General features: G+C 67.4%; 15 protein-coding genes. 8 read left to right on the forward strand and 7 right to left on the reverse strand.

The features are described from left to right. Nucleotide 1: 1 nt before the first annotated feature. On the reverse strand, nt 2-1,258 hold the full coding sequence (locus ACOGI4_RS05580) for a hypothetical protein (RefSeq protein WP_419842935.1): 1,257 nt from the start codon (nt 1,256-1,258) through the stop codon (nt 2-4). A 45-nt stretch (nt 1,259-1,303) separates the two neighbouring features. On the opposite strand from ACOGI4_RS05580, the gene ACOGI4_RS05585 reads away from it, so the two are divergent. Further along, complete coding sequence (locus ACOGI4_RS05585) at nt 1,304-1,960, forward strand: DNA-3-methyladenine glycosylase I (RefSeq protein WP_419842936.1); 657 nt, start codon at nt 1,304-1,306, stop codon at nt 1,958-1,960. Nucleotides 1,961-2,046: 86 nt separating this feature from the next. Then, a complete protein-coding gene (locus ACOGI4_RS05590; protein ID WP_419842937.1) occupies nt 2,047-2,613 on the forward strand; it encodes a carboxymuconolactone decarboxylase family protein in 567 nt (188 codons plus the stop codon). Nucleotides 2,614-2,666: 53 nt separating this feature from the next. Here ACOGI4_RS05590 and ACOGI4_RS05595 read toward each other — a convergent pair whose 3' ends face one another. After that, nucleotides 2,667-3,254: a 5-formyltetrahydrofolate cyclo-ligase gene (locus ACOGI4_RS05595; RefSeq protein WP_419842938.1), complete on the reverse strand. Its 588-nt coding sequence runs from the start codon at nt 3,252-3,254 to the stop codon at nt 2,667-2,669. 88 nt (nt 3,255-3,342) lie between these two features. Here ACOGI4_RS05595 and ACOGI4_RS05600 point away from each other — a divergent pair, with 88 nt between their 5' ends. Next, nucleotides 3,343-4,338, forward strand: coding sequence for a sterol desaturase family protein (locus ACOGI4_RS05600; protein ID WP_419842939.1), 996 nt, complete (start codon nt 3,343-3,345; stop codon nt 4,336-4,338). Nucleotides 4,339-4,389: 51 nt separating this feature from the next. On the opposite strand, the gene ACOGI4_RS05605 is transcribed toward ACOGI4_RS05600, so the two are convergent. Beyond that, nucleotides 4,390-5,208 (reverse strand): SDR family oxidoreductase, encoded by an 819-nt coding sequence (locus ACOGI4_RS05605; RefSeq protein ID WP_419842940.1) that lies wholly within the window; start codon nt 5,206-5,208, stop codon nt 4,390-4,392. Between the two features lie 190 nt (nt 5,209-5,398). Between ACOGI4_RS05605 and ACOGI4_RS05610 the strand changes: the two genes are divergently transcribed. After that, nucleotides 5,399-6,688 (forward strand): MFS transporter, encoded by a 1,290-nt coding sequence (locus ACOGI4_RS05610; RefSeq protein ID WP_419842941.1) that lies wholly within the window; start codon nt 5,399-5,401, stop codon nt 6,686-6,688. A gap of 47 nt (nt 6,689-6,735) precedes the next feature. On the opposite strand, the gene surE is transcribed toward ACOGI4_RS05610, so the two are convergent. From surE to ACOGI4_RS05630, 4 genes are all read right to left on the reverse strand, one after another. Continuing rightward, on the reverse strand, nt 6,736-7,551 hold the full coding sequence (gene surE / locus ACOGI4_RS05615) for a 5'/3'-nucleotidase SurE (RefSeq protein WP_419842942.1): 816 nt from the start codon (nt 7,549-7,551) through the stop codon (nt 6,736-6,738). A 154-nt stretch (nt 7,552-7,705) separates the two neighbouring features. Continuing rightward, nucleotides 7,706-9,727, reverse strand: a complete 2,022-nt coding sequence (locus ACOGI4_RS05620) for an ABC-F family ATP-binding cassette domain-containing protein (protein WP_419842943.1) — start codon at nt 9,725-9,727, stop codon at nt 7,706-7,708. Between the two features lie 55 nt (nt 9,728-9,782). Next, nucleotides 9,783-10,700 carry an LLM class F420-dependent oxidoreductase gene (locus ACOGI4_RS05625; RefSeq protein ID WP_419842944.1) on the reverse strand — a complete coding sequence of 306 codons (918 nt, stop codon included), beginning with the start codon at nt 10,698-10,700 and terminating at the stop codon, nt 9,783-9,785. A 41-nt stretch (nt 10,701-10,741) separates the two neighbouring features. Then, a complete protein-coding gene (locus ACOGI4_RS05630) occupies nt 10,742-12,343 on the reverse strand; it encodes an FAD-binding oxidoreductase (protein WP_419842945.1) in 1,602 nt (533 codons plus the stop codon). A gap of 137 nt (nt 12,344-12,480) precedes the next feature. Here ACOGI4_RS05630 and ACOGI4_RS05635 point away from each other — a divergent pair, with 137 nt between their 5' ends. The 4 genes from ACOGI4_RS05635 (at nt 12,481) to ACOGI4_RS05650 (ending at nt 19,035) form a co-directional block, all read left to right on the forward strand. Continuing rightward, nucleotides 12,481-14,970 carry a hypothetical protein gene (locus tag ACOGI4_RS05635; RefSeq protein ID WP_419842946.1) on the forward strand — a complete coding sequence of 830 codons (2,490 nt, stop codon included), beginning with the start codon at nt 12,481-12,483 and terminating at the stop codon, nt 14,968-14,970. Between the two features lie 166 nt (nt 14,971-15,136). After that, a complete protein-coding gene (locus ACOGI4_RS05640; RefSeq protein ID WP_419842947.1) occupies nt 15,137-16,168 on the forward strand; it encodes an LLM class F420-dependent oxidoreductase in 1,032 nt (343 codons plus the stop codon). A 9-nt stretch (nt 16,169-16,177) separates the two neighbouring features. Next, nucleotides 16,178-16,735 carry a YbaK/EbsC family protein gene (locus ACOGI4_RS05645; protein ID WP_419842948.1) on the forward strand — a complete coding sequence of 186 codons (558 nt, stop codon included), beginning with the start codon at nt 16,178-16,180 and terminating at the stop codon, nt 16,733-16,735. 119 nt (nt 16,736-16,854) lie between these two features. Next, nucleotides 16,855-19,035, forward strand: coding sequence for a LysM peptidoglycan-binding domain-containing protein (locus ACOGI4_RS05650; RefSeq protein ID WP_419842949.1), 2,181 nt, complete (start codon nt 16,855-16,857; stop codon nt 19,033-19,035). Nucleotides 19,036-19,040 lie beyond the last annotated feature (5 nt).

Below are 19,040 nucleotides of genomic sequence, written 5' to 3' on the forward strand. Positions count from 1 at the left end.
CTCACCGAGCCGAGCGCCTAGCCACCCAGGCGACCGGGCTTGCCGAGACCAAGAACGCACCCGCCGCGATGGCCAAGGCCGTCGGCACAGAGACGAGCTGCGCTGCCGCCCCCAGCGCCAAGCCGCCCAGCACCTCGCCCACTGCTTCTGCCTGACCCAAGAAGGAGATGACCGTCGCTCGCACGGCGGAAGGCGCGTCGCGATTGGCCATGGCCTCTGCCAGCGGGTAGGTCATCTCGCCCGCCACGTCCAGCACTGCCCAGCCGCCCAGAGCCACCGCGAACGACGGGCCGACGGCCAGAGCGAGGGTGCCGATGCCGGTGATGACGAGCAGGCGGGCCAGCAGCCGCGCGCCGGTCCGGCGTGCATCGCGGCCGCCGTGCTGCGTGTCGATGCGGCGGGCCAGCCACGCCATTGCCGGGATGGCCATGGCGGCCATCACGAACCAGACGGCACCGAAGAACACCACCGCCTCCGCGCCGCTGAACTCGGCCATTCCGAGCTGTACCAAGCGCAGCACGTCCAGTCGTTCGATGCCTTCGGATGCCGCGCCGGCCAGTGCCGCCGCCAGCACGACGGCGAGCAGGGTGGGACGCCGGCGAACCAGCCGTGCGCCTTGTGTCCACAAGCCGACCGCGTCCCGCCACAGGCCGGTGCTGGAGACCGCCGGCTGGCCCGATGCGGCGCGGCGGCGGGCCGACCGGAAGCCGGTTTCGCCCATGGCAACTGCCAAGAATGCGGCGATCAGCAGCGTGATGCAGCCCATCAGCGCCATCGATCCTCGCAGCGACCAGATGCCCGTCGCGCCTGCCGCGACGATGCCTGCCATGACGCCGACGGACCGCCACATGGCGTGCCGCACGATGAGCTGGTCGGTCACGCGGGAGGCCACGGCCAGCTCGTCGGTCATCCAGGCTGTGGAAGCGCCGCTCTGCAGCGTCCAGCCGACGCCCCACAGCACCTGCCACACCAGCAGCACCGCGAAGGTCTCCGTGATCGGCGCCAGCGTCATCGCTGCACCCATGACGGCATACGCGGCGACCACGGCGCCCTTGCGGCTGTACAGGTCGGCAACGACGCCCGTGGGAACTTCGGCCAGCAGGATCGTGACCACCAGTGCAGTCCCCAACAGCACGAGCTGGAGCGGGCGCAGCGTCAGCTCCACCACCCACCACACCACCGCCGGCAGTCCCCAGGCCAGCGCAAATCCTTGGGCGCACCCGGTCAGCAGGAACAGCCGATCAGGCCGGTGCCGCACGACGGCCCAGCCTACGAGCCCGGCCTACGAACGTAGCGTGACGCCATGAGCGGGCCGACGGATGTGCCATGTGGCCTGCGCCGCCGCGCGGACGGCACGCTGGCGTGCTCGTGGGGCGAGGGTCACGACGACTACGCGGCGTACCACGACACCGAGTGGGGCCTGCCCGTGACCGACGACGTCGCCCTGTACGAGCGGATGTGCTTGGAGGGCTTCCAGGCAGGCTTGTCGTGGCTGACGATCCTGCGCAAGCGCGAGAACTTCCGCTCCGCGTTTCGCGGGTTCGACATCGAGACTGTGGCCCGCTTCGGCCAGGCCGACGTGGAGCGGCTGCTCGCAGATGCAGGCATCGTGCGACATCGCGGCAAGATCGAGGCGACGATCAACAACGCCGCCGCTGCCCTCGAGACCATCGCTGCGCACGGCAGCCTGGCGGCCTTCTTCTGGTCCTTCGAGCCAACGCCTGCGGCTCGGCCCGCCATCGTCGACGACGAGTCGCTCGCTGCGATGCCGACCACGCCCGAGTCGACAGCGCTCAGCCAAGCGCTGCGACGCTTGGGCTGGCGTTTCGTCGGCCCGACCACGTGCTACGCGCTGATGCAGGCCGCAGGCATCGTCAACGACCATCTCCAGGGCTGCTGGCGCCGACCGGCAATCGAGGCTGCGCGCGCAGCGCTGACGCGACCGTCGTGCATGCGCTAGCTGCGCGGTGATGCCCGGAGCGTTCGGCTGCGGCGTGGTGCGCGGTTGCCCTACAGTCTGGGAGCTGACGGGAGGACTGTTCGCTCATGCATCTGTCTCGCCCTGCTGTGCCGCGTTTGGCGCCGATCGGCAAGGTCGCCGAGCGGGCTCGTGTGGTGATGGAGGGTTCGTTCGCGAACGCTGTGAACGTCATCGCGACGCTTGCGCACAGCCGGGCGGTGTCGCGGGCGTTCGGCGAGTTCGCCCGAGTGGTCTTGTTCGAGGGGGATCTGTCGCGTCGGAACGTGGAGATCGCGGTGCTGCGGATGGGCTGGAACTGCCAGTCGGTGTACGAGTTCGGCCAGCACACGCTCATCGCTCGGGCCGAGGTGATGTCCGCCGAGGAGATCTATCTGGTCACTCGTCCGATTGTCGAGGGGCGCTGGACGGCGGCGGAGGCGGCGTTGTTGCAGGTGGTGGACGACCTGTACAGCGACGACTGCGTCAGCGACGCGACCTGGGCTGAGGCTGTTCGCTGGTTCAGCGGGGCGGAGATGGTGCATCTGGTTGCGGCGGCGGGCTGTTATCGAATGGTGAGCGGCTTGCTGAACAGCCTCGGCGTCGAACGCGACGCAGGCGTCCCCGGCTGGCCCACGGCGACCCCGGCGCCATAGGGCAGCCAGAGGCTCGGCCCGACCTCGAAGTGCCGCCCGAGTGAGGGCCGGCTTCAGCCGTTGCCACCCGCGGTGTTGGCAGCGACAGCGGTGACGCCGTCCTCGGTGGCGAGGTGGGTCATCGGCACATCGTGAGGCTCGACGGGCAGCACGTCCAGCACCTGCGAGCGCATGGTCACGCCGATGCGAGGGCAGTGGCGGGGCAGCCGGGCCAACAGCTCGTCGAAGTACCCGGCGCCGCGGCCGAGCCGCGTGCCGCGGCGGTCGAACGCCAGGCCGGGCACCAGCGCCAGCACGATGTGCCGAGGCTTCAGCTCCAACGCGTCGGCAATCGGCTGCGGGAAGCCGAAGCGATGCCGTTCCATCGCGCCGATCGCCGGGTGCAGCGTGAGCGGGCCCAGCGCCGGGGTGCGAGTCACCGCAAACCGCTGCCAGCCGACGGCGTCGGCAAGGCGGTCCAGCGACAGTTCGCCCGGCTGTGCGCGGTAGAAGAGGATCAGACCGGCGCCCGCGGCAGCGTCAGCCGCAGCATCGAATGCCTCGACGAACGTTTCGAGGCCCTCCACGACGGCGGCAGCGGTCTCTGCGGTGACCGGCGGTCGGTGGTCGCGGACCCAGCGTCGCCAACCGGTCTTCGACATCGGTTCTCCGCCGGCGCCGTCCATGACTCCGACGCTAGGTGTGTTCGTGTGTCCGGCTCCCACACAGCGCGGGCATACACTGGGCATCGTGGGGATCGGGGAGGTCGTGCTCCCGCCGCTGTACGAGCGGCCGCCTCGCCCGCTCGCGATGGCGCGCTGGCTCGCCACCACCTTCCTCTGGTGGCAGAACGGGCTGTGGATCGTGGTCGGCGCTGCGGCATGGCTCTGGCTGACACCGCCGCTCGACCGCTTCGCAAGCCCTGCTGCGTGGGCAGTCGTGCTGGTGTACCTGCGCAATGTCGTCCTCATGGTCGTGATCGTGGGAGGCCTGCACTGGTGGCTGTATGTCCGACGCAGCCAGGGCACACAGCACAAGTACGACGAGCGATGGCTCTCGGTGGGTCGGCGTCCGTTCCTGTTCCGCAACCAGACCCGCGACAACGTCTTCTGGTCCCTGGCGAGCGCATGCGCAGTGGCGGCGCTGTATGAGTCGTCGATGCTGTGGCTGTACGCCAACGACCTGCTGCCGACGGTGCCGGTTCGCGGCAGCCTCGGCACTCTCGCCTACGCCGCAGCGTTGACGCTGGCGATGTTCCCGCTCGTCTCGGTGCACTTCTACGCCAACCACCGGCTGCTGCACACCCCGCGTCTGTACCGCTGGGCGCACTCGCTGCATCATCGCAACGTCAACATCGGCCCGTGGTCGGGCGTGTCGATGCACCCGCTCGAGCATCTGCTGTATCTCTCCGCACCGCTGATGTTCCTGTTGATTCCCGCCAACCCGTACCTGGTCACGCTGACGCTCACCTACCTGCTGCTGTCGCCGGCGCCGTCGCACTCCGGGTTCGACCGCTACCTCGTAGCGGGCGGGCGCACCGTGGCCGGGGGCGACCGTTTCCACACGCTGCACCACCGGTACTTCGACTGCAACTACGGCACGACCCTGGTGCCGATGGACAAGTGGTTCGGCACGTGGCACGACGGCAGCGACGAAGCCCGTGCCGCCTTCACCGACCGTCGCCGTCGGCTGGCAGCCCGTAACGCCGGCCGACGACGCGCCGACCGGTCGGCGCGTCAGACCTGAGCGTCGCCGGCCTGTGGCGCCGTGCAATCGCCACGGCCCGCTGAGGAGCGCTCAGGCGATGGTCTCGGGCTCGGTGCTCACGAGCAGCTCCGCCACCGACGCCGTGTTCGGCAATCGCAGGATCGTGGCGAGGCACTGGGCCAAGTCGCCGGCATCGATCATGATCGCCGGATCCACCCCGAAGTCAGACGTCATGTCCGTGCGCACGTAGCCCGGGCACACGGCGGTACACCGGATCCCGTCGGCGAAGGTCGAGTGTCGCACCGAGTGGTGCAGCGCCATCGCGGCGTGCTTGCTCATCGCATAGCCGGGGGCGAAGGTGCCGCGCACTCGCTTGCCCGACATCGAGATCACGTTCACGATGCGGCCCTCGCCGCTACGGCGCAGTTGGTCGAGCGTGGCGCGCAACATGCGGAACGGACCCTTCGCATTGACCTCCCACATCTCGTCCAGCACTGCTTCGGACAGTTCCTCCAAGGCGTCGGTGTAGGCGACGCCGGCGTTGTTCACGAGGCAGTCGATCCGGCCATGCGCAGCCATCGTCTCGGCGGTCCAGCGCTCCGCAGCGTCGAGGTCGGTGGCGTCGTAGCGGTGCAGCGTCACTGGCGCCCCGGCACCGTCGCCGCTGCGACCGGCAGCGCTCGCGCCGGCATCGCCTGTGCCGGCGCCGCGCCGCTCGGCACCTCGGTGCGAACCGCTGCCGGCGGGCAGGTCGGTTCGATAGCGGGCAGCCGACGCAGCCAGCGACTCCACGTTGCGCGCGCCCAGCGACAGCGTCCAGCCGTCGGCGTGCAGCGCAGCGGCGATGGCCTCGCCGATGCCGCGATTCGCCCCGCTGATCATGACCACACGTCCAGCGACGTCGCGCATCTCGTCCCCCCTGCGGTCGGTGGATGGCGGCTGGCCAATTGTGGCGGATGCCATGCCGCGAGTGACGTGCGGCAGGTCATCCGGGCACGCCGCTCATCCGGGCACGCGGCGGTGCCTCGCGTTAGCGTTCGCTGGCGGCCCGGGTGCCGATTCACGACGCCGACGGGAGGCGAGGGAGATGGTGCAGCGAGTGTCGGCGAGCGACGGCGGCGCCGCGGCGTACCTTCCGGGCACGCCCGAGCGAGACGAACTCGCTCGGCGCACCATCGGCGTGCTGCAGATCGGCGTCATTCCGGGCGGGCTGGCGATGACGGCCTCGTTCTCGGCGTCGACCCTTCTGGCAGATCAGATGACCGGAAGCGAGACGAAGGCCTCGCTGGCTGCTGTGTGCCTCAGCATCGGCGGCACCCTCGCCGGCATCCCGCTGGCCGCGCTCATGGCTCGACGCGGCCGCCGCATGGGCCTCGGCGTTGGCTATGTCGTCGGGGCAGCAGGCGCCACCTTGGCGATGCTGTCAGCCTTCGCAGGCCGCTACTCGCTGCTCGTGGCCGGCATGGTGCTGGTGGGCACGGGCCAGGCGGCCAATCTGGCGTCCCGGTACGCAGGCGCGGACTTGGCCACCGATGAGAACCGTGCCCGTTCGATCAGCTTGGTCCTGTGGGCCAGCACGGTCGGCTCGGTGCTGGGACCCACCGTTGCGCTCGGCCTGAAGGCCATGTTCGCCGGCACCGACGGATTGAGCGGTTTCGCGGTTCCCTATGCACTGGCGCTGGGGCTCTTCGTAGCGGCCGCAGCCAACATCTTTCGCCGCCTGCGTCCCGATCCGCTGCATGTGGTGGCTTCCGATGCGGGCGCCACAGGCGTCCAGTTGCCGAGCTTGGCCGAGGCGGGACGCATTCTGGCTCATCCGGTCGGCTCGATCGCCCTCATCGGCATGATGATGGGGCAAGCCGTCATGGTGGGGGTGATGACGGTGTCGCCGATTCACATGTCGCAAGGAGACCAGAGCGCACTGGTCATCGGCATCATGCTGTCGCTGCACATCGCCGGGATGTTCGCGTTCTCGCCGTATGTGGGCTGGCTGGTGGACCGTGTGGGCGGTCAGCTCGTCATCATTCTGGGCGCGGCAGTGCTTGCCGTCGGAGCGGTGACGGCCGCCAGAACCGATGCAGCGCACGCCACCGGGCTGTTGACGGGTCTGTTCCTCGTCGGCGTCGGCTGGAGCTGCTGCGTGGTAGCAGCCAGCTCGCTGCTGACGTCGTCGTTTCCGCTGGAGCGCCGAATCAGCGTGCAGGCCACCGCGGACGTGCTGATGACGGCGCTCGGAGCCGCTGCGGGCGTGAGCTCGGGCCTGGCGGTCGAGCACCGCTCTTACGCCGACTTGGCGAGCTGGGGAGCGTGGGCGGCAGTGGCGCTGGGCATCGCAGCGGCGGTGATGCTGATGCGGAACTTCAGCGTGACGCGGCGCCTCACCGCCTGATTGCCGCGACGCTCAGGCTGAGCGCGTTCTGATCACCGAGCAGAAGATCAGAACAGACCGTCGAGGCAAGCGGCGAGCTTCGAGTCGGCCTTCGCAGGCAGAGCCACCAGACGCGACAGGAACGTCACCGATACGTAGTCGTCCATGACGGCGCCGGTGTCGACGTCGGCCGGCATGTCGACGGCGTCGCCCCACTGCATCGTCACCTTGAACGCCTCGGCATTGTCGGGATGCGGCACCAAGCTCGCTGAGGTGATCGAACGCGGCGGCAACGTGCCCACGTCGGTGAACCGCCAGCCCTTCATGTCTGCAACGTCGAGATTGGGCACGTTGAGGTTCACAGCCCACGGCGAGTCATGCTCGTCGCCCAGCAAGCCGCTGAGCACCGTGCTCGCCACTTCCGCCGCGGCATGCCACCGTTGGTTCGCGATGGCCTCTTCCCAGCCCTGGCCCTCCACGCCGAACCCTTCCACGGTCTGGCTCACGGCCAAGCCCGGGATACCACCGTTGCGACCGGTCAGCACCGCGCCGACGGTGCCGGAGTGGTACACCGACCGGCCGACGTTCGCGCCGGGGTTGATGCCGGACACGACCACGTCCACCGGGCCGAATGCGCCCAGCCGCGCGAACATCACGCACAGCGCCGGTGCGCCCGAGACCGCCCAGGCGTCGGCGATGCCGTCGAAGCTCACCTGGTGTACCTGCGGGTCCATCAAGTGCAGCGGGCCGATGGCGGCGCCGGCGCCCGAGTACTCCGAGTCCGGCGCAACGACGACCACATCGCCGTGAGCGGTCATGGCACCGGCAAGGACCCGCAGCCCCTCCGATTCGATGCCGTCGTCGTTGGTCACCAGAATTCGCACGGAATGGAACGTACCGCCCGCAGGTGACCATGGGACATCGCGACCGCGAACGGCAGGTAGCGGCACCGTGGCAGGTTGTCGCGCGGTGAACGGGCAACGTGAACGTTCAATCGCAGAGGCGAACCGAGTGACGCCGGCGCGTGCGTCGAGCTGCTCAGGCGCTGAGGTTGAGGCGGTCGATGCGGCGCTGCAACGCCTCGCAGTCGGACATATGACGCATTGCCTCGGATTTGGCAGCGTCGTAGTCGCTCGCAACCTGGCGAGCGTGCTCTGGGTCTTCGTAGGTTGTCGGCTCTCCGAGCAGCGCCTGCAGCTCTGCCACACGGTGCTCGGCGTTCTCCCAGGCACGTTCGGCCGCTGCGAGCTTCCGGCGCAGGTCCGCGGTCGCGCCGCGGGCAGCTTGGCGCTGCTCGGCCCCCGCCCGACGACGCTCGGCTGCCGCAGCGCGTGATGTCGGCGCCTTTGCTTCGGCGCCCGAGTTGTCGTCACGTCGGCTGTCGTGAGTTCCGCTGTTGTCGCGTCGGCTGTCGGTGACCGGGGCGGTGGTGCCGCCGGCAGTTCGTCTCGTGCTCATCCCGGGCGGCCGCAGCAGGCTCTCGTCCACGCCGGGGTGGTGGGCGGCTGTGCCGTCTCGCACCACGATCAGCGAATCGGCCACGCTGCGGATGAGATGGCGGTCGTGGGTCACGAGCAGCACCGTGCCCGGATACACCGACAGCGCGTCCTCCAGCATGTCGCAGCTCGGCAGGTCGAGGTGGTTGGTGGGCTCGTCGAGCACCAGCAGGTTGACGGGATTGGCCATGGTGATCGCCAGCGCCAGGCGCGTTCGCTCGCCGCCTGACAGGTCGGCCACCTTGCGGTCCGCGGCGTCGCCGGGGAAACCGAATCCGCCAAGCATCGTGCGCACGTTGCGCCCCGGCTGGTCGCCGACCGACGCAGTGAATTCCTGGGCCACTGAACGTCGGGGGTCCATGACCTCGGCGAGGTGCTGAGCGAAGGTGGCCATGTCCACGTTGCGTCCTCGGTGCAGCTCGCCACGCAGGATTCCCAGCTCGCCCTGCAGCACCCGCAGCAGCGTCGTCTTGCCGGCGCCGTTCGGCCCGACCACGCCGATCTTCGCGCCGCGCTCGATGACCAAGTCCACAGCTTCGAGCACGGGTTCGTCGCCGTCTGGGTAGCCGAGGGTTGCATCGACCAGCTCCACGACGACCCGCGACGAGCGTCGGGGCGCGCCGAAGCCGAATCGGGCCGCGAGTACCCGCGGGGCCGGGGGTGCCTCGGTCTCGAGCTTGGACAGCGCCTTGATCCGGCTCTGCACCTGGCGGGCCTTGGTGGCCTTGTAGCGGAAGCGCTCGATGAACCGTTCGGTGTGCGCCCGCCGGCGTGCCTGCTGTGCCGCAGCGGCTTCGGCGGCGGCAATTCGCTCTTGGCGGGCTGCGACGAACTCGGCGAATCCGCCGACGTACTCGTGTGCGCCAGTGCCGTCCATCTCGATGACCCGGTTGGCGACCGCGTCGATGAAGTCGCGGTCATGGCTGACGAACAGCAGCCCGCCTTCCCAAGCGGCCAGCTGATCCTCCAGCCAAGCCACGGAATCCACGTCGAGGTGGTTGGTGGGCTCGTCAGCCAGCAGGACGTCCGGCTTTGCCAGCAGCAGCTGGGCGAGAGCGACCCGCATTCGCCAGCCGCCCGACAGCTGCCCGACGCGGCGTTGAGCGTCATCGGGGGCGAAGCCCAGGCCGGCGAGCACCCGATGCGCCTCCGCTTCGAAGCCGTAGCCGCCGATCTGACGAAAGCGGGCTTCCAGCTCGCCGTAGCGGGCGAGCACGCTGTGGTAGTCCGCAGCCTCGACCTCGGCCAGCCGCGCCTCCAGCGCTCGAAGCTCAGCCGTCATGGCGGTGATGTTCCCTGCGCCGGCCAGTGTCGCCTCGAGCACGGTGCCCTCGGTGATCTCGTCGAGCTCTTGGGGCAGGTAGCCGACGGTCAGCCCGTTGCGGCGATGGACCTCGCCCTCGTCCGCCTCACTGACGCCGGCCAGGATCTCCAGCAATGTTGTCTTGCCGACGCCGTTGCCTCCGACGAGCGCCACGCGCCGACCCGGAGACAGCTGCACGCTGACATCGGCGAACAGCCGCCGTGGCGGATGCGACTTGGCGAGCGAGGAAGCCCACAGCACCGCCAGAGTCTGCCGTTGAGCGGCGGCGCACGCGAAGTGCCGACGCGCGAAGTGTCTATGCGAAGTGAGGGGCTACGTCGGCCATGAACGCCCGCAGTGCGTCGAGGCGGCCCTCGATGCCTCCGCGCACGACCGGGTCGAGCACGAGATGCGTCACGCCCGCGTCCGCGACATGCCCGACGCCGTCGATCATCTGCTCGGCGCTGCCGGCGATCGACACCTCGGGCTTCATGGCCGATGCCGGGTCGAGGTAGTAGCGCAGCGACAGCGTGATCTCGCTGCGGTCCCGGCCCATGGCGTCGCACGCAGCGCCCACTTGTCGCCAGCCTGACACCACGTCGCCGATCGTCTCGAACGCCGCGTGGAAGCCGTGCCCGTGCCGTGCCACACGCCGGTAGGCAGCGGCCGAGTTGCCGCCCACCCACACCGGCACCGGGTCCTGCACCGGCTTGGGCTCGAATCCGACTGCGGGGAACGAGTAGAAGTCCCCGTCGAAGCTGGGGTCGTGCTCGCTGAACAGGGTTCGGAACACTTCGAGCTGCTCGTCGGAGCGTGCGCCGCGACGATCCCACGGCATGCCCAGCACCTCTGCCTCTTCGCGCATCCATCCCACGCCCACGCCCAAGATGAGCCGGCCGTTCGACAGCACGTCGATGGTGGCGAGACGCTTCGCCGTCTCGACCGGTGGACGATACGGCAGGATCAGCACGCTGAAGCCGAGCCGCAGCCGCTCGGTGACCGCCGCAACGAACTGCAGCGTGCCGATCGGGTCGAGCCAGCCCGTCTTGGGCGGCGCCGGGAACGAGCCGTCATCGGAGTACGGATACTTCGACGCCAGCTCGGCCGGCCAGCAGACGTGATCGGACGCCCAGCCCGAGGCGAAGCCGAGCCGGTCGACTTCCGAAGCGAACGTCATGAGCCCGTCGCGAGTGCCGACGCGCCCCAAGTGCGGCAGAGTGATTCCCCATTCCATGGCCCGAGACACTAGGCGGGCCGCAGACGTGAGGTCGGCGCTCAGGGGTCGATGAGCACACCCGGGTTGAGGATGCCGTTGGGGTCGAGACGCTGCTTGACGGCCCGCACGGCTTCGGCAAACAGCTCCGGACGCTGACGGTCGTAGGCGGCGGGGCGGTGCATCCGGCCGACAGCGTGGTGGTGGGTGGCGGTGCCGCCCGCGGACACCAGCGCTTCGTTGGCGGCGTCCTTGACGGCTTGCCACTGCTCGATCTCGCCGCCTTGGGTGCCCATGCCGGACCACGTGTAGTACGGCGCCGGGCCGTCGGTGTAGACGTGTGTGAACCTGCACGACAGCGAATGGTGCTCACCGAACACGTCGGCCAGCACCGCGCCCACCTGTTCGCGCACCGTCGCGTCGAACTCCGGCCACCGGTCCCAGGTGATCGCGGTCTCGAACGTGTCGTTGACGAGGCCGAGCGACGTCTCCACGCCGTTGCCGACGCCGATGAACGCACTGCGCCAAGCTCCGACAGCGCCGCCCCGTCCGGTGGGGGCGCCAGTCCCGTCGTCGACCTGGATCTCGTCGTCGGGCACGTGACCGCCGCACTCGCGGGCGATGTCGACGGCTTGGGCGATGTTGTGACGCTGTGTCAGCTCGGCCGATTCGAACGATACGATGACCAATGCGTGCTGGCCGTCCATGCCCGCTGCCCGCTCGGCTTCAGCCGGATCCAGGATCCGCAGGTTGGCCGGCCACAGCTTGGCCTGAGCGAGGTGTCGCACGGCTTCGCAGCCCGTTTCCCACGACGGGAACGTGATGCCGGCCGTGGCTCGGAACGTCGGACGCTTCTGGATGCGCATCCATGCTTCGGTGATGACGCCGTAGATGCCCTCCGATCCGATCACCATGCGGTCTGGGCTGGGCCCTGCGCCGGATCCGGGCAGCCGGCGCGACTCCCACCAACCCGACGGCGTGATCATCCGGATCGACTCCACGAACTCGTCGATGTGGGTGTGGTTGGTGGCGTAGTGGCCGCCCGAGCGGGTCGCGATCCAGCCGCCGAGCGTGGAGAAGCGGAATGACTGCGGGAAGTGACGCAGCGTGTGGCCGCTGGGCCGCAGCTGGTTCTCGAGGTGCGGGCCGAACACGCCCGCCTGGATGCGCGCAGCCCGCGACACGTCGTCGATCTCGAGCACTTGGTCCAGCCGGTCTAGCGAGATCACCACGGTTGGGCCGCGGTCCTCGGGCGGCGTGAGGCCCCAGACCACCGAGGAGCCGCCGCCGTAGGGCACGGTGACGTAGCTGTTCGTGTCGCACCACTCGAGGGTGGCCTCGACCTCGGCTTCATCGCGAGGGTGCGCCACGACGTCGGGCGGGTTCGGAACGTCGAGATTGAACGCGCGGACGCGCTCGGTGAAGTGGGCGCCGTAGGCGTAGCGAGCCCGGTCGTAGGTGCTCACCGAGCACCATGCGGCTACGGAGTCGGGGATCGCGATACGCGGCCGGCGCAAGTCGGCGTCGTCTAGCGACGGCACAGGCTTGGCCGTGATGTCGGTGCCGTACTGTGCCGACAGCTTGGCAGCCAGCGCGATGCGTTCGGCGTTGGTGGGTTCTTCGGATTCCAGGCACCATGCCCAGAACGACTTGCGGTCTGCCATCAGATGCGCCTCCGTGCGGGTGGTCTTGAGGCTAGGTGGGGTGCGAGTAGGGTCGGGGTGGTAGTTGAGCTGGCCGGCGGGCGATAACTTCCCGCCGCTGGCTTCGGCGGCAGCGAAGAAGGGTTGGTGAGGCAGCTATGGACGAGTTTGGGCGCAGGTCCGGTGTGTTGGGTTCGGCTGGCCGGCGGGCGCGGCGGCGCAGGATGTCGGCTCTGGCGGCGGCGGTGCTGGCGGTCGGTGTGCTGCATGCTGTGGCGTCGCCCGGTGCCTCGGCAGCGGAGGGAGAGCCTGCGGTGTCGGTGGACGCGCCGGTGACGCTGGAGGTGACGGCCAGCGACGGTGCGGCGTCGCTGTCGTGGGCACGCGGCAAGGCAGGCAAGAAGGCATCGGATTGCGCGACATCGAATTACTGGATGTACGTGTACGACAGCGCGGGTGACACGGTCGCACAGGAGGGCGTGGTGTTCCCGGGCAGCTCGTTGGAGCTGGACAGCTTGGTTTCGGGCGCGAAGTACCGGGTGCAGGTCTACGCGTACTCCGATGCCTGCAAGCGGTGGGGCGCTGAAGCGAAGGCCAAGTTCAGGGCGGTAGGCGCCAAGAAGCCGGTGGCTGCCAAGCCCGACCCGGCCGATCCCGCTGAACCGCCCGAAGACGACAATTCAGACGACGACGGCGACAAGGACGGGGACGACAAGGACGGCGGCGACAAGGACGGCGGCGAAAAGAACGACGACGGCGAGGACGACAGCGACAAGGACGGCGGCGACAAAGACGACGGCGACGGCCAAGACGGCGGCAATCCGCTCGCCACGACCACCACCACAACGACGGTCCCGCCCACGACCACCACTACGACCACCACCACCACTACGACGACGACAACGACGACGTCCACGACTACCACTACCACAACGACGCCGCCCACCACGACTTCGACTTCGACGACCACTACCTCGACCACCACCTCGACGACCACAACTTCGACCACCACCACGACGATTCCGCAGTCAAGGCAGTACGTCGACTACAGCGCGAGCTACGCCCACGCCTGCGCGTTGCGTGTCAACGGCACCGTCCAGTGCTGGGGAGACAACGCGTGGGGAGAAAGCAACCCGCCGTCAGGAACGTTCAAGGCCATCACGACGGGCGGCGCAGAATGGACGTTTGTCGGACATTATTCGTACCGTCATCGGCACGCTGGGCATTCGTGCGCCATTCGCACCAGCGACAGCAATATCCAGTGCTGGGGATCAAACCGATACTGGCAGTCCAACCCGCCCTCGGGAGCATTCAAAGCGGTATCGGCCGGTGGCACGCACACGTGCGGCATCAGAGCCAATGACTCGCTGGTGTGTTGGGGCCACAACTACTATCGGCAAGCCAACTCGCCGTATCCTGAGCTGCGATTCAAGGCAGTTTCAGCCGGCGGTCACCACACCTGCGCCATCAAGACCGACGACACACTGCTGTGCTGGGGCGGCGACCACCGACTGCCGCTGTGGACACCGGTGCCGGCGGGCACCTTCAAGAGCGTCACCTCGGGTCCGCACAGTACCTGCGCCATACGCACGGACGACACGATGACCTGCTGGGTCAACAGTGCACCGTTTCAGCGGCCTGCTGCAAATATATCGGTGACTGCACCCGCAGGCACATTCAAGCGTGCATCGGTAGGTTACCTTGGTGTGTGCGCGATTCGACTGGACAATACCATCGGATGCTGGCAGTCAAGCGGCGCACCCATAGACCGGTACTCATCGAAGACCAGCACCTATAAGTCAATCTCATCGCACATCGGCTATCATTGTGCAGTCAGGAGCGACAATGGCTTGCAGTGCTGGGGAATTCGGCACAGCGGCAAGCCGGACGTACCTACGAACAAGTTCCGCGAGATCACCTCGGGCCGTTCCCATCTGTGCGGACTTCGCTTCAATGGCAGAGTCATCTGTTGGGGTGATGGTGCGGCGGACGAGGAGCGGTTGAATCCGCCGTCCGGAAGGTTCACCGCCATAGACGCCGGTGCATACTTCACTTGTGGTATACGCCGCAACAAAACACTTCGCTGCTGGGGCGCCGGCATCACCGATCCTCCCGCTGGAAGATACAGAGATGTGTCAGCGGGCGCGGACTTTGCGTGCGCGATTCGCAATTCTGACAAAGCGATCGTCTGTTGGGGGGACAATTCTTCTGGTCAGTTGTCGCCGCCGTCGGGAACCTTCTCATCCGTCGATTTGGGAAGCTATCACGCATGCGGAACCCGGACTGACGGCTCGGTGACGTGCTGGTCTGAGTGGAAACCAGGTGCATCCGTTTCACCCGGAAGACAGCACAAGTTCAGCGAAGTGTCGCTCGGATACCATTCCTGCGGAATTCGTCAGGACGGCACCATCCATTGCTGGCGGAACCTCGGCTCCCCGGCAGGCAAGTTCTCGCACATTGCCTCGGGCAGTCATCACGCGTGTGCAATCCGCGTCGACGGCTCTGTGTATTGCTGGGCCAGTAGTTCGTGGCGGCAACCGATGAGGAATCCGACCACCGTAGGGTTTGAGCAGCTGGCAGGCGGTTATGGCTACATGTGCGGCATCCGCAGCGAGGACGACCGAGTCGAATGCTGGGATGTCCACTGAGTGGTGCTGAGGGAGCTTGGTCGCGCTCGTGTGCGCCGAAGCCAAATGCCTTCAAAGGGCCTACAGCCAAGGCACCGTTGGCGCGGAATTGCGTCGGACTCGCGGCCTGTGGCCAGTAGCTGATCAGTAGCGGCGAACACGTCAGAGAGTCACCATGAAAATATCCATGGCCATCGGAGCGGGTGCCAGCTTGCAGCCCGAACGTCTGAGCCGGCACGTCGCTGACCTCGAAGCAGCAGGCGTCGACATGATCTGGGGCGGCGAGATCTACGGCTTCGACCTCGTGTCGACGCTGGCGTTCGTGGCCGCCAAGACCGAGCGTGTCCAGCTGATGACCGGCATATTGCCGGTGTACTCGCGCAGCCCGGCCATCTTGGCCCAGACAGCGATGACCATTGACACACTGTCTGAAGGCCGGTTCATCCTCGGGCTGGGAACGTCGGGGCCGCAGGTCATCGAGGGCTGGCACGGCGTGCCCTTCAGCAAACCGCTCGGCCGTACGCGTGACGTGATCGAGATCTGCCGCAAAATCTGGTCGGGCGACCGCGTCGTCCACGAGGGCCGCGCCGTGAGCCTGCCCTATGACGGCGGAACGGGCCTGGGCAAGCCGCTCAAGCTGATGGCCAAGCCGTTTCGTCGGGACATCCCGATTGCCGTCGCATCGATCGGCCCGCGCAATGTCGAGCTGACTGCTGAGCTGGCTGACGTCTGGCAGCCCATTCACTTCCTGCCCGAGAAGTTCAACGACGTGTGGGGCGACTCGCTGGCAGCGGGCCGCGCCCGCAGGAGCGACGAGCTTGCCGACCTGCAGATCGTGGCAGGCGGCACCGTGGCAACGGGTTCGGGCCCCATGGTCGATGCGGTCCGCAAGGGCGTGCGCGACAACGTGGGCTTCTACGTGGGCGGCATGGGCGCTCGCAACAAGAACTTCTACAACGACCTGTTCAAGCGCTACGGCTACGTGGACGAGGCCGAGAAGATACAAGACCTGTTCTTGAGCGGAAAGCGAGACGAAGCCTTCGCCGCTGTGCCCGACGATTACGTCGACCGGGCCAGCCTGACCGGCGATCCCGAGCGGGTGCAGGAGCGGATCGAAGTGTACCGCTCCGTCGGCGTGTCCTACTTGGACATCTCGATCCCGCCGGAGACCGAGCAGCCGCTCGAAGTGATCTCTCAGATCAAGGCGTGGGCGGAGTAGTCGCGGCGCGTGGCAACCAGCACCCGTCGGTCAACAGGCGAGTCAAGCAGCGATCAGGCGGGCGGCGGCCAAGCAGGCGGCAATCGACGCCCCGGCTCGCCCCGCTCCAGCGCCCAGGAGCGATTTGTGCTCGGGGCGCAAGCAGTGGGCCTGACACCGGACGTGCTGCGTTTCCCCGCCGGCACCCGCACTGCCGAGCAGGCCGCTGCGGCCGTGGGCTGCGCGCTCGGACAGATCGTGAAGTCGCTCGTGTTCCTTTGTGACGGCCGGCCGGTGCTGGCGCTGACGTCGGGGGCCAACCGTGTGGACACCAAAGAGCTGGGCGAGCTGTTGGGCGGGCCGATCGTCCGCGCTGACGCCGACGACGTGCGGGACGCCACCGGCTACGCAATCGGCGGCACGCCTCCGTTCGGTCACGTTCGGCCACTGCGCGCGGTGGCGGACCGAACGCTGCTGAACTACGACACCGTATGGGCGGCGGCGGGAACGCCCGACACGGTGTTCGAGCTGACGCCCGATGAGCTGGTGCGCGCCAGCGGCGCCACGGTTGCCGACTTCGCCGCTTGACATCTCCTCGTCGGAGCGGCAAAATCGCCGATGTCAGGAGCGCTAGAGTTCCAAAGCGGCTCGCTTGCTGAACTCAGCCACACATGGCGTAGCTGCCGATCAACGGGAAAGAGGCGACAATGAGCGCACTACTGTCCGATTCGAGCTGGGGCGCTGCTGCCCTCTCGGCTCGCGAGCGACGATCTGCATCGGAGCGCAGCGCCGACCGGCACCGGCCGAGCCTGCGGGCCAAGGCCGCCCGACGACTCGCCATCGTGGCTGCGGCAGCGGCGTTGCTGCTCGCCGCCCTTCCACAGGCTGCTGCTGCGGATACCGATGGCGACAACGGCATGGACGCCGACATGCCCGCCTACGCGATGCGTTGGTGGAATGCGCTGACTGCTGAGGAGATGGTTGCGGCGCTGTATGGGACCGGTGCGTCGGATGCGCAGGCGATGGCTGCGAAGAAGATGTACGCCGATCTCGACGACACCACGCGCGGCTTGGTCAATGCGGCTGCGAAGGCGATCTACGGCAAGGGCGGCTTTATGAGCGTGGGTGCGTGGTGGGAGTCGTTGGACTGCAAGCACATGCGCATTGCTGCGGGTGACGGGAACACGGCGGATCCGATGAGCAAGTTCTGCCGTCACTATCCGGGCTCGGATTACCCTGCCGAGAAGCTCTTGGGCGCGGAAGCGCTGAAGCAGGTGGACCAAGTCGGGATGGCGCTGCTGGGCCGCGACGACCCGGGCGTCTACCCGCCACACGTCGCTTATGCGATGCGTTGGTGGAACGTGCTGACTGCTGAGGAGATGGTTGCGGCGCTGTATGGGACCGGTGCGTCGGATGCGCAGGCGATGGCTGCGAAGAAGATGTACGCCGATCTCGACGCGATCACGCGTGGGATGGTGAACCGGGCTGCGAAGGCGATCTACGGCAAGGGCGGCTTTATGAGCGTGGGTGCGTGGTGGGAGTCGTTGGACTGCAAGCACATGCGTATTGCTGCGGGTGACGGCAACATGGCGGATCCGATGAGCAAGTTCTGTCGTCACTATCCGGGTTCGGACTTCCCTGCTGAGAAGATTCTGAGTGCTGAAGCGTTGGAGCAGGTGAACCAGGTCGGGATGGCGCTACTGGGTCGAGACGATCCGGGCGAGTACCCCGCGCGGATTGCGTACGCGATGCGTTGGTGGAATGCGCTGACTGCTGAGGAGATGGTTGCGGCGCTGTATGGGACCAGTGCGTCGGATGCGCAGGCGATGGCTGCCAAGATGATGTACGCGGACCTCGATGCCCGGACGCGTGGTCTGGTGAATGCGGCTGCGAAGGCGATCTACGGCGACGGCGGTTTTGCGAGTGTAGGTGCGTGGTGGGAGTCGTTGGACTGCAAGCACATGCGTATTGCTGCGGGTGACGGCAACATGGCGGATCCGATGAGTGCGTTCTGTCGTCACTATCCGGGTTCGGACTTCCCGCCGGAGAAGATCCTGAGCCCGGCAGCGCTGGCACAGGTGAACCAGGTCGGCATGGCGCTGCTGGGTCGCGACGACGCAGGCACCTATCCAGCGGCTGAGGTCGCTTATGCGATGCGTTGGTGGAACGTGTTGACGCCTGAGGAGATGGTTGCGGCGCTGTATGGGACCGGTGCGTCGGATGCGCAGGCGAAGGCCGCGAAGATGATGTACGCCGATCTCGATGAGCGGACGCGTGGTCTGGTGAATGCGGCTGCCAAGGCGATCTACGGCAAGGGAGGCTTCGACAGCGTGGGTGCGTGGTGGGAGTCCTTGGACTGCAAGCACATGCGCATCGCTGCGGGTGACGGCAACACGGCGGACCCAATGAGCCCGTACTGCCGTCACTATCCGGGTTCGGACTTCCCGCCGGAGAAGATTCTGGGCTCAAAGGCGTTGGATCAGGTCAACCAAGTCGGCATGGCGCTGCTCAACCGTGACGAGCCAGGCGAGTACCTCGACCAGAAGCACGAGCAGACCGACGAGCAGATGGACGGCGACATGTCCAAGGACACATCCACGGATAACGACACATCCATGGATGACAAGTCCAAGGACAAAGCCATGGAGGACGACACGTCAAAGGACATGGACGGTGACAAGTCCATGGACGACATGGCCAAGGAGACCCACTACACCGTGAAGCCGGGCGACTACCTGTGGAAGATCGCCGCGATGGAGCTGGGCGACGGCAACCTCTGGCGGAAGATCTTCGATGCCAACATGGGTGTCAAGCAGGCCGACGGCCAAGCGCTCACGGATCCCAACCTGCTGCTGATCGGCTGGGTGCTTCGCATCCCGGCTGCATAATCCGA

The organism is Candidatus Poriferisodalis sp. (genome assembly GCF_965205175.1).
Lineage (GTDB): Bacteria > Actinomycetota > Acidimicrobiia > Acidimicrobiales > Poriferisodalaceae > Poriferisodalis.

Excerpts from the sequence above, each read along its gene's own strand:
- ACOGI4_RS05625 (WP_419842944.1), bottom strand. The coding sequence starts at position 10,700 with ATGGAATGGGGAATCACTCTGCCGCACTTGGGGCGCGTCGGCACTCGC.
- ACOGI4_RS05590 (WP_419842937.1), top strand. The coding sequence starts at position 2,047 with ATGCATCTGTCTCGCCCTGCTGTGCCGCGTTTGGCGCCGATCGGCAAG.
- ACOGI4_RS05630 (WP_419842945.1), bottom strand. The coding sequence starts at position 12,343 with ATGGCAGACCGCAAGTCGTTCTGGGCATGGTGCCTGGAATCCGAAGAA.
- ACOGI4_RS05585 (WP_419842936.1), top strand. The coding sequence starts at position 1,304 with ATGAGCGGGCCGACGGATGTGCCATGTGGCCTGCGCCGCCGCGCGGAC.
- ACOGI4_RS05605 (WP_419842940.1), bottom strand. The coding sequence starts at position 5,208 with ATGCGCGACGTCGCTGGACGTGTGGTCATGATCAGCGGGGCGAATCGC.
- ACOGI4_RS05640 (WP_419842947.1), top strand. The coding sequence starts at position 15,137 with ATGGCCATCGGAGCGGGTGCCAGCTTGCAGCCCGAACGTCTGAGCCGG.
- ACOGI4_RS05635 (WP_419842946.1), top strand. The coding sequence starts at position 12,481 with ATGGACGAGTTTGGGCGCAGGTCCGGTGTGTTGGGTTCGGCTGGCCGG.
- ACOGI4_RS05650 (WP_419842949.1), top strand. The coding sequence starts at position 16,855 with ATGAGCGCACTACTGTCCGATTCGAGCTGGGGCGCTGCTGCCCTCTCG.
- ACOGI4_RS05595 (WP_419842938.1), bottom strand. The coding sequence starts at position 3,254 with ATGTCGAAGACCGGTTGGCGACGCTGGGTCCGCGACCACCGACCGCCG.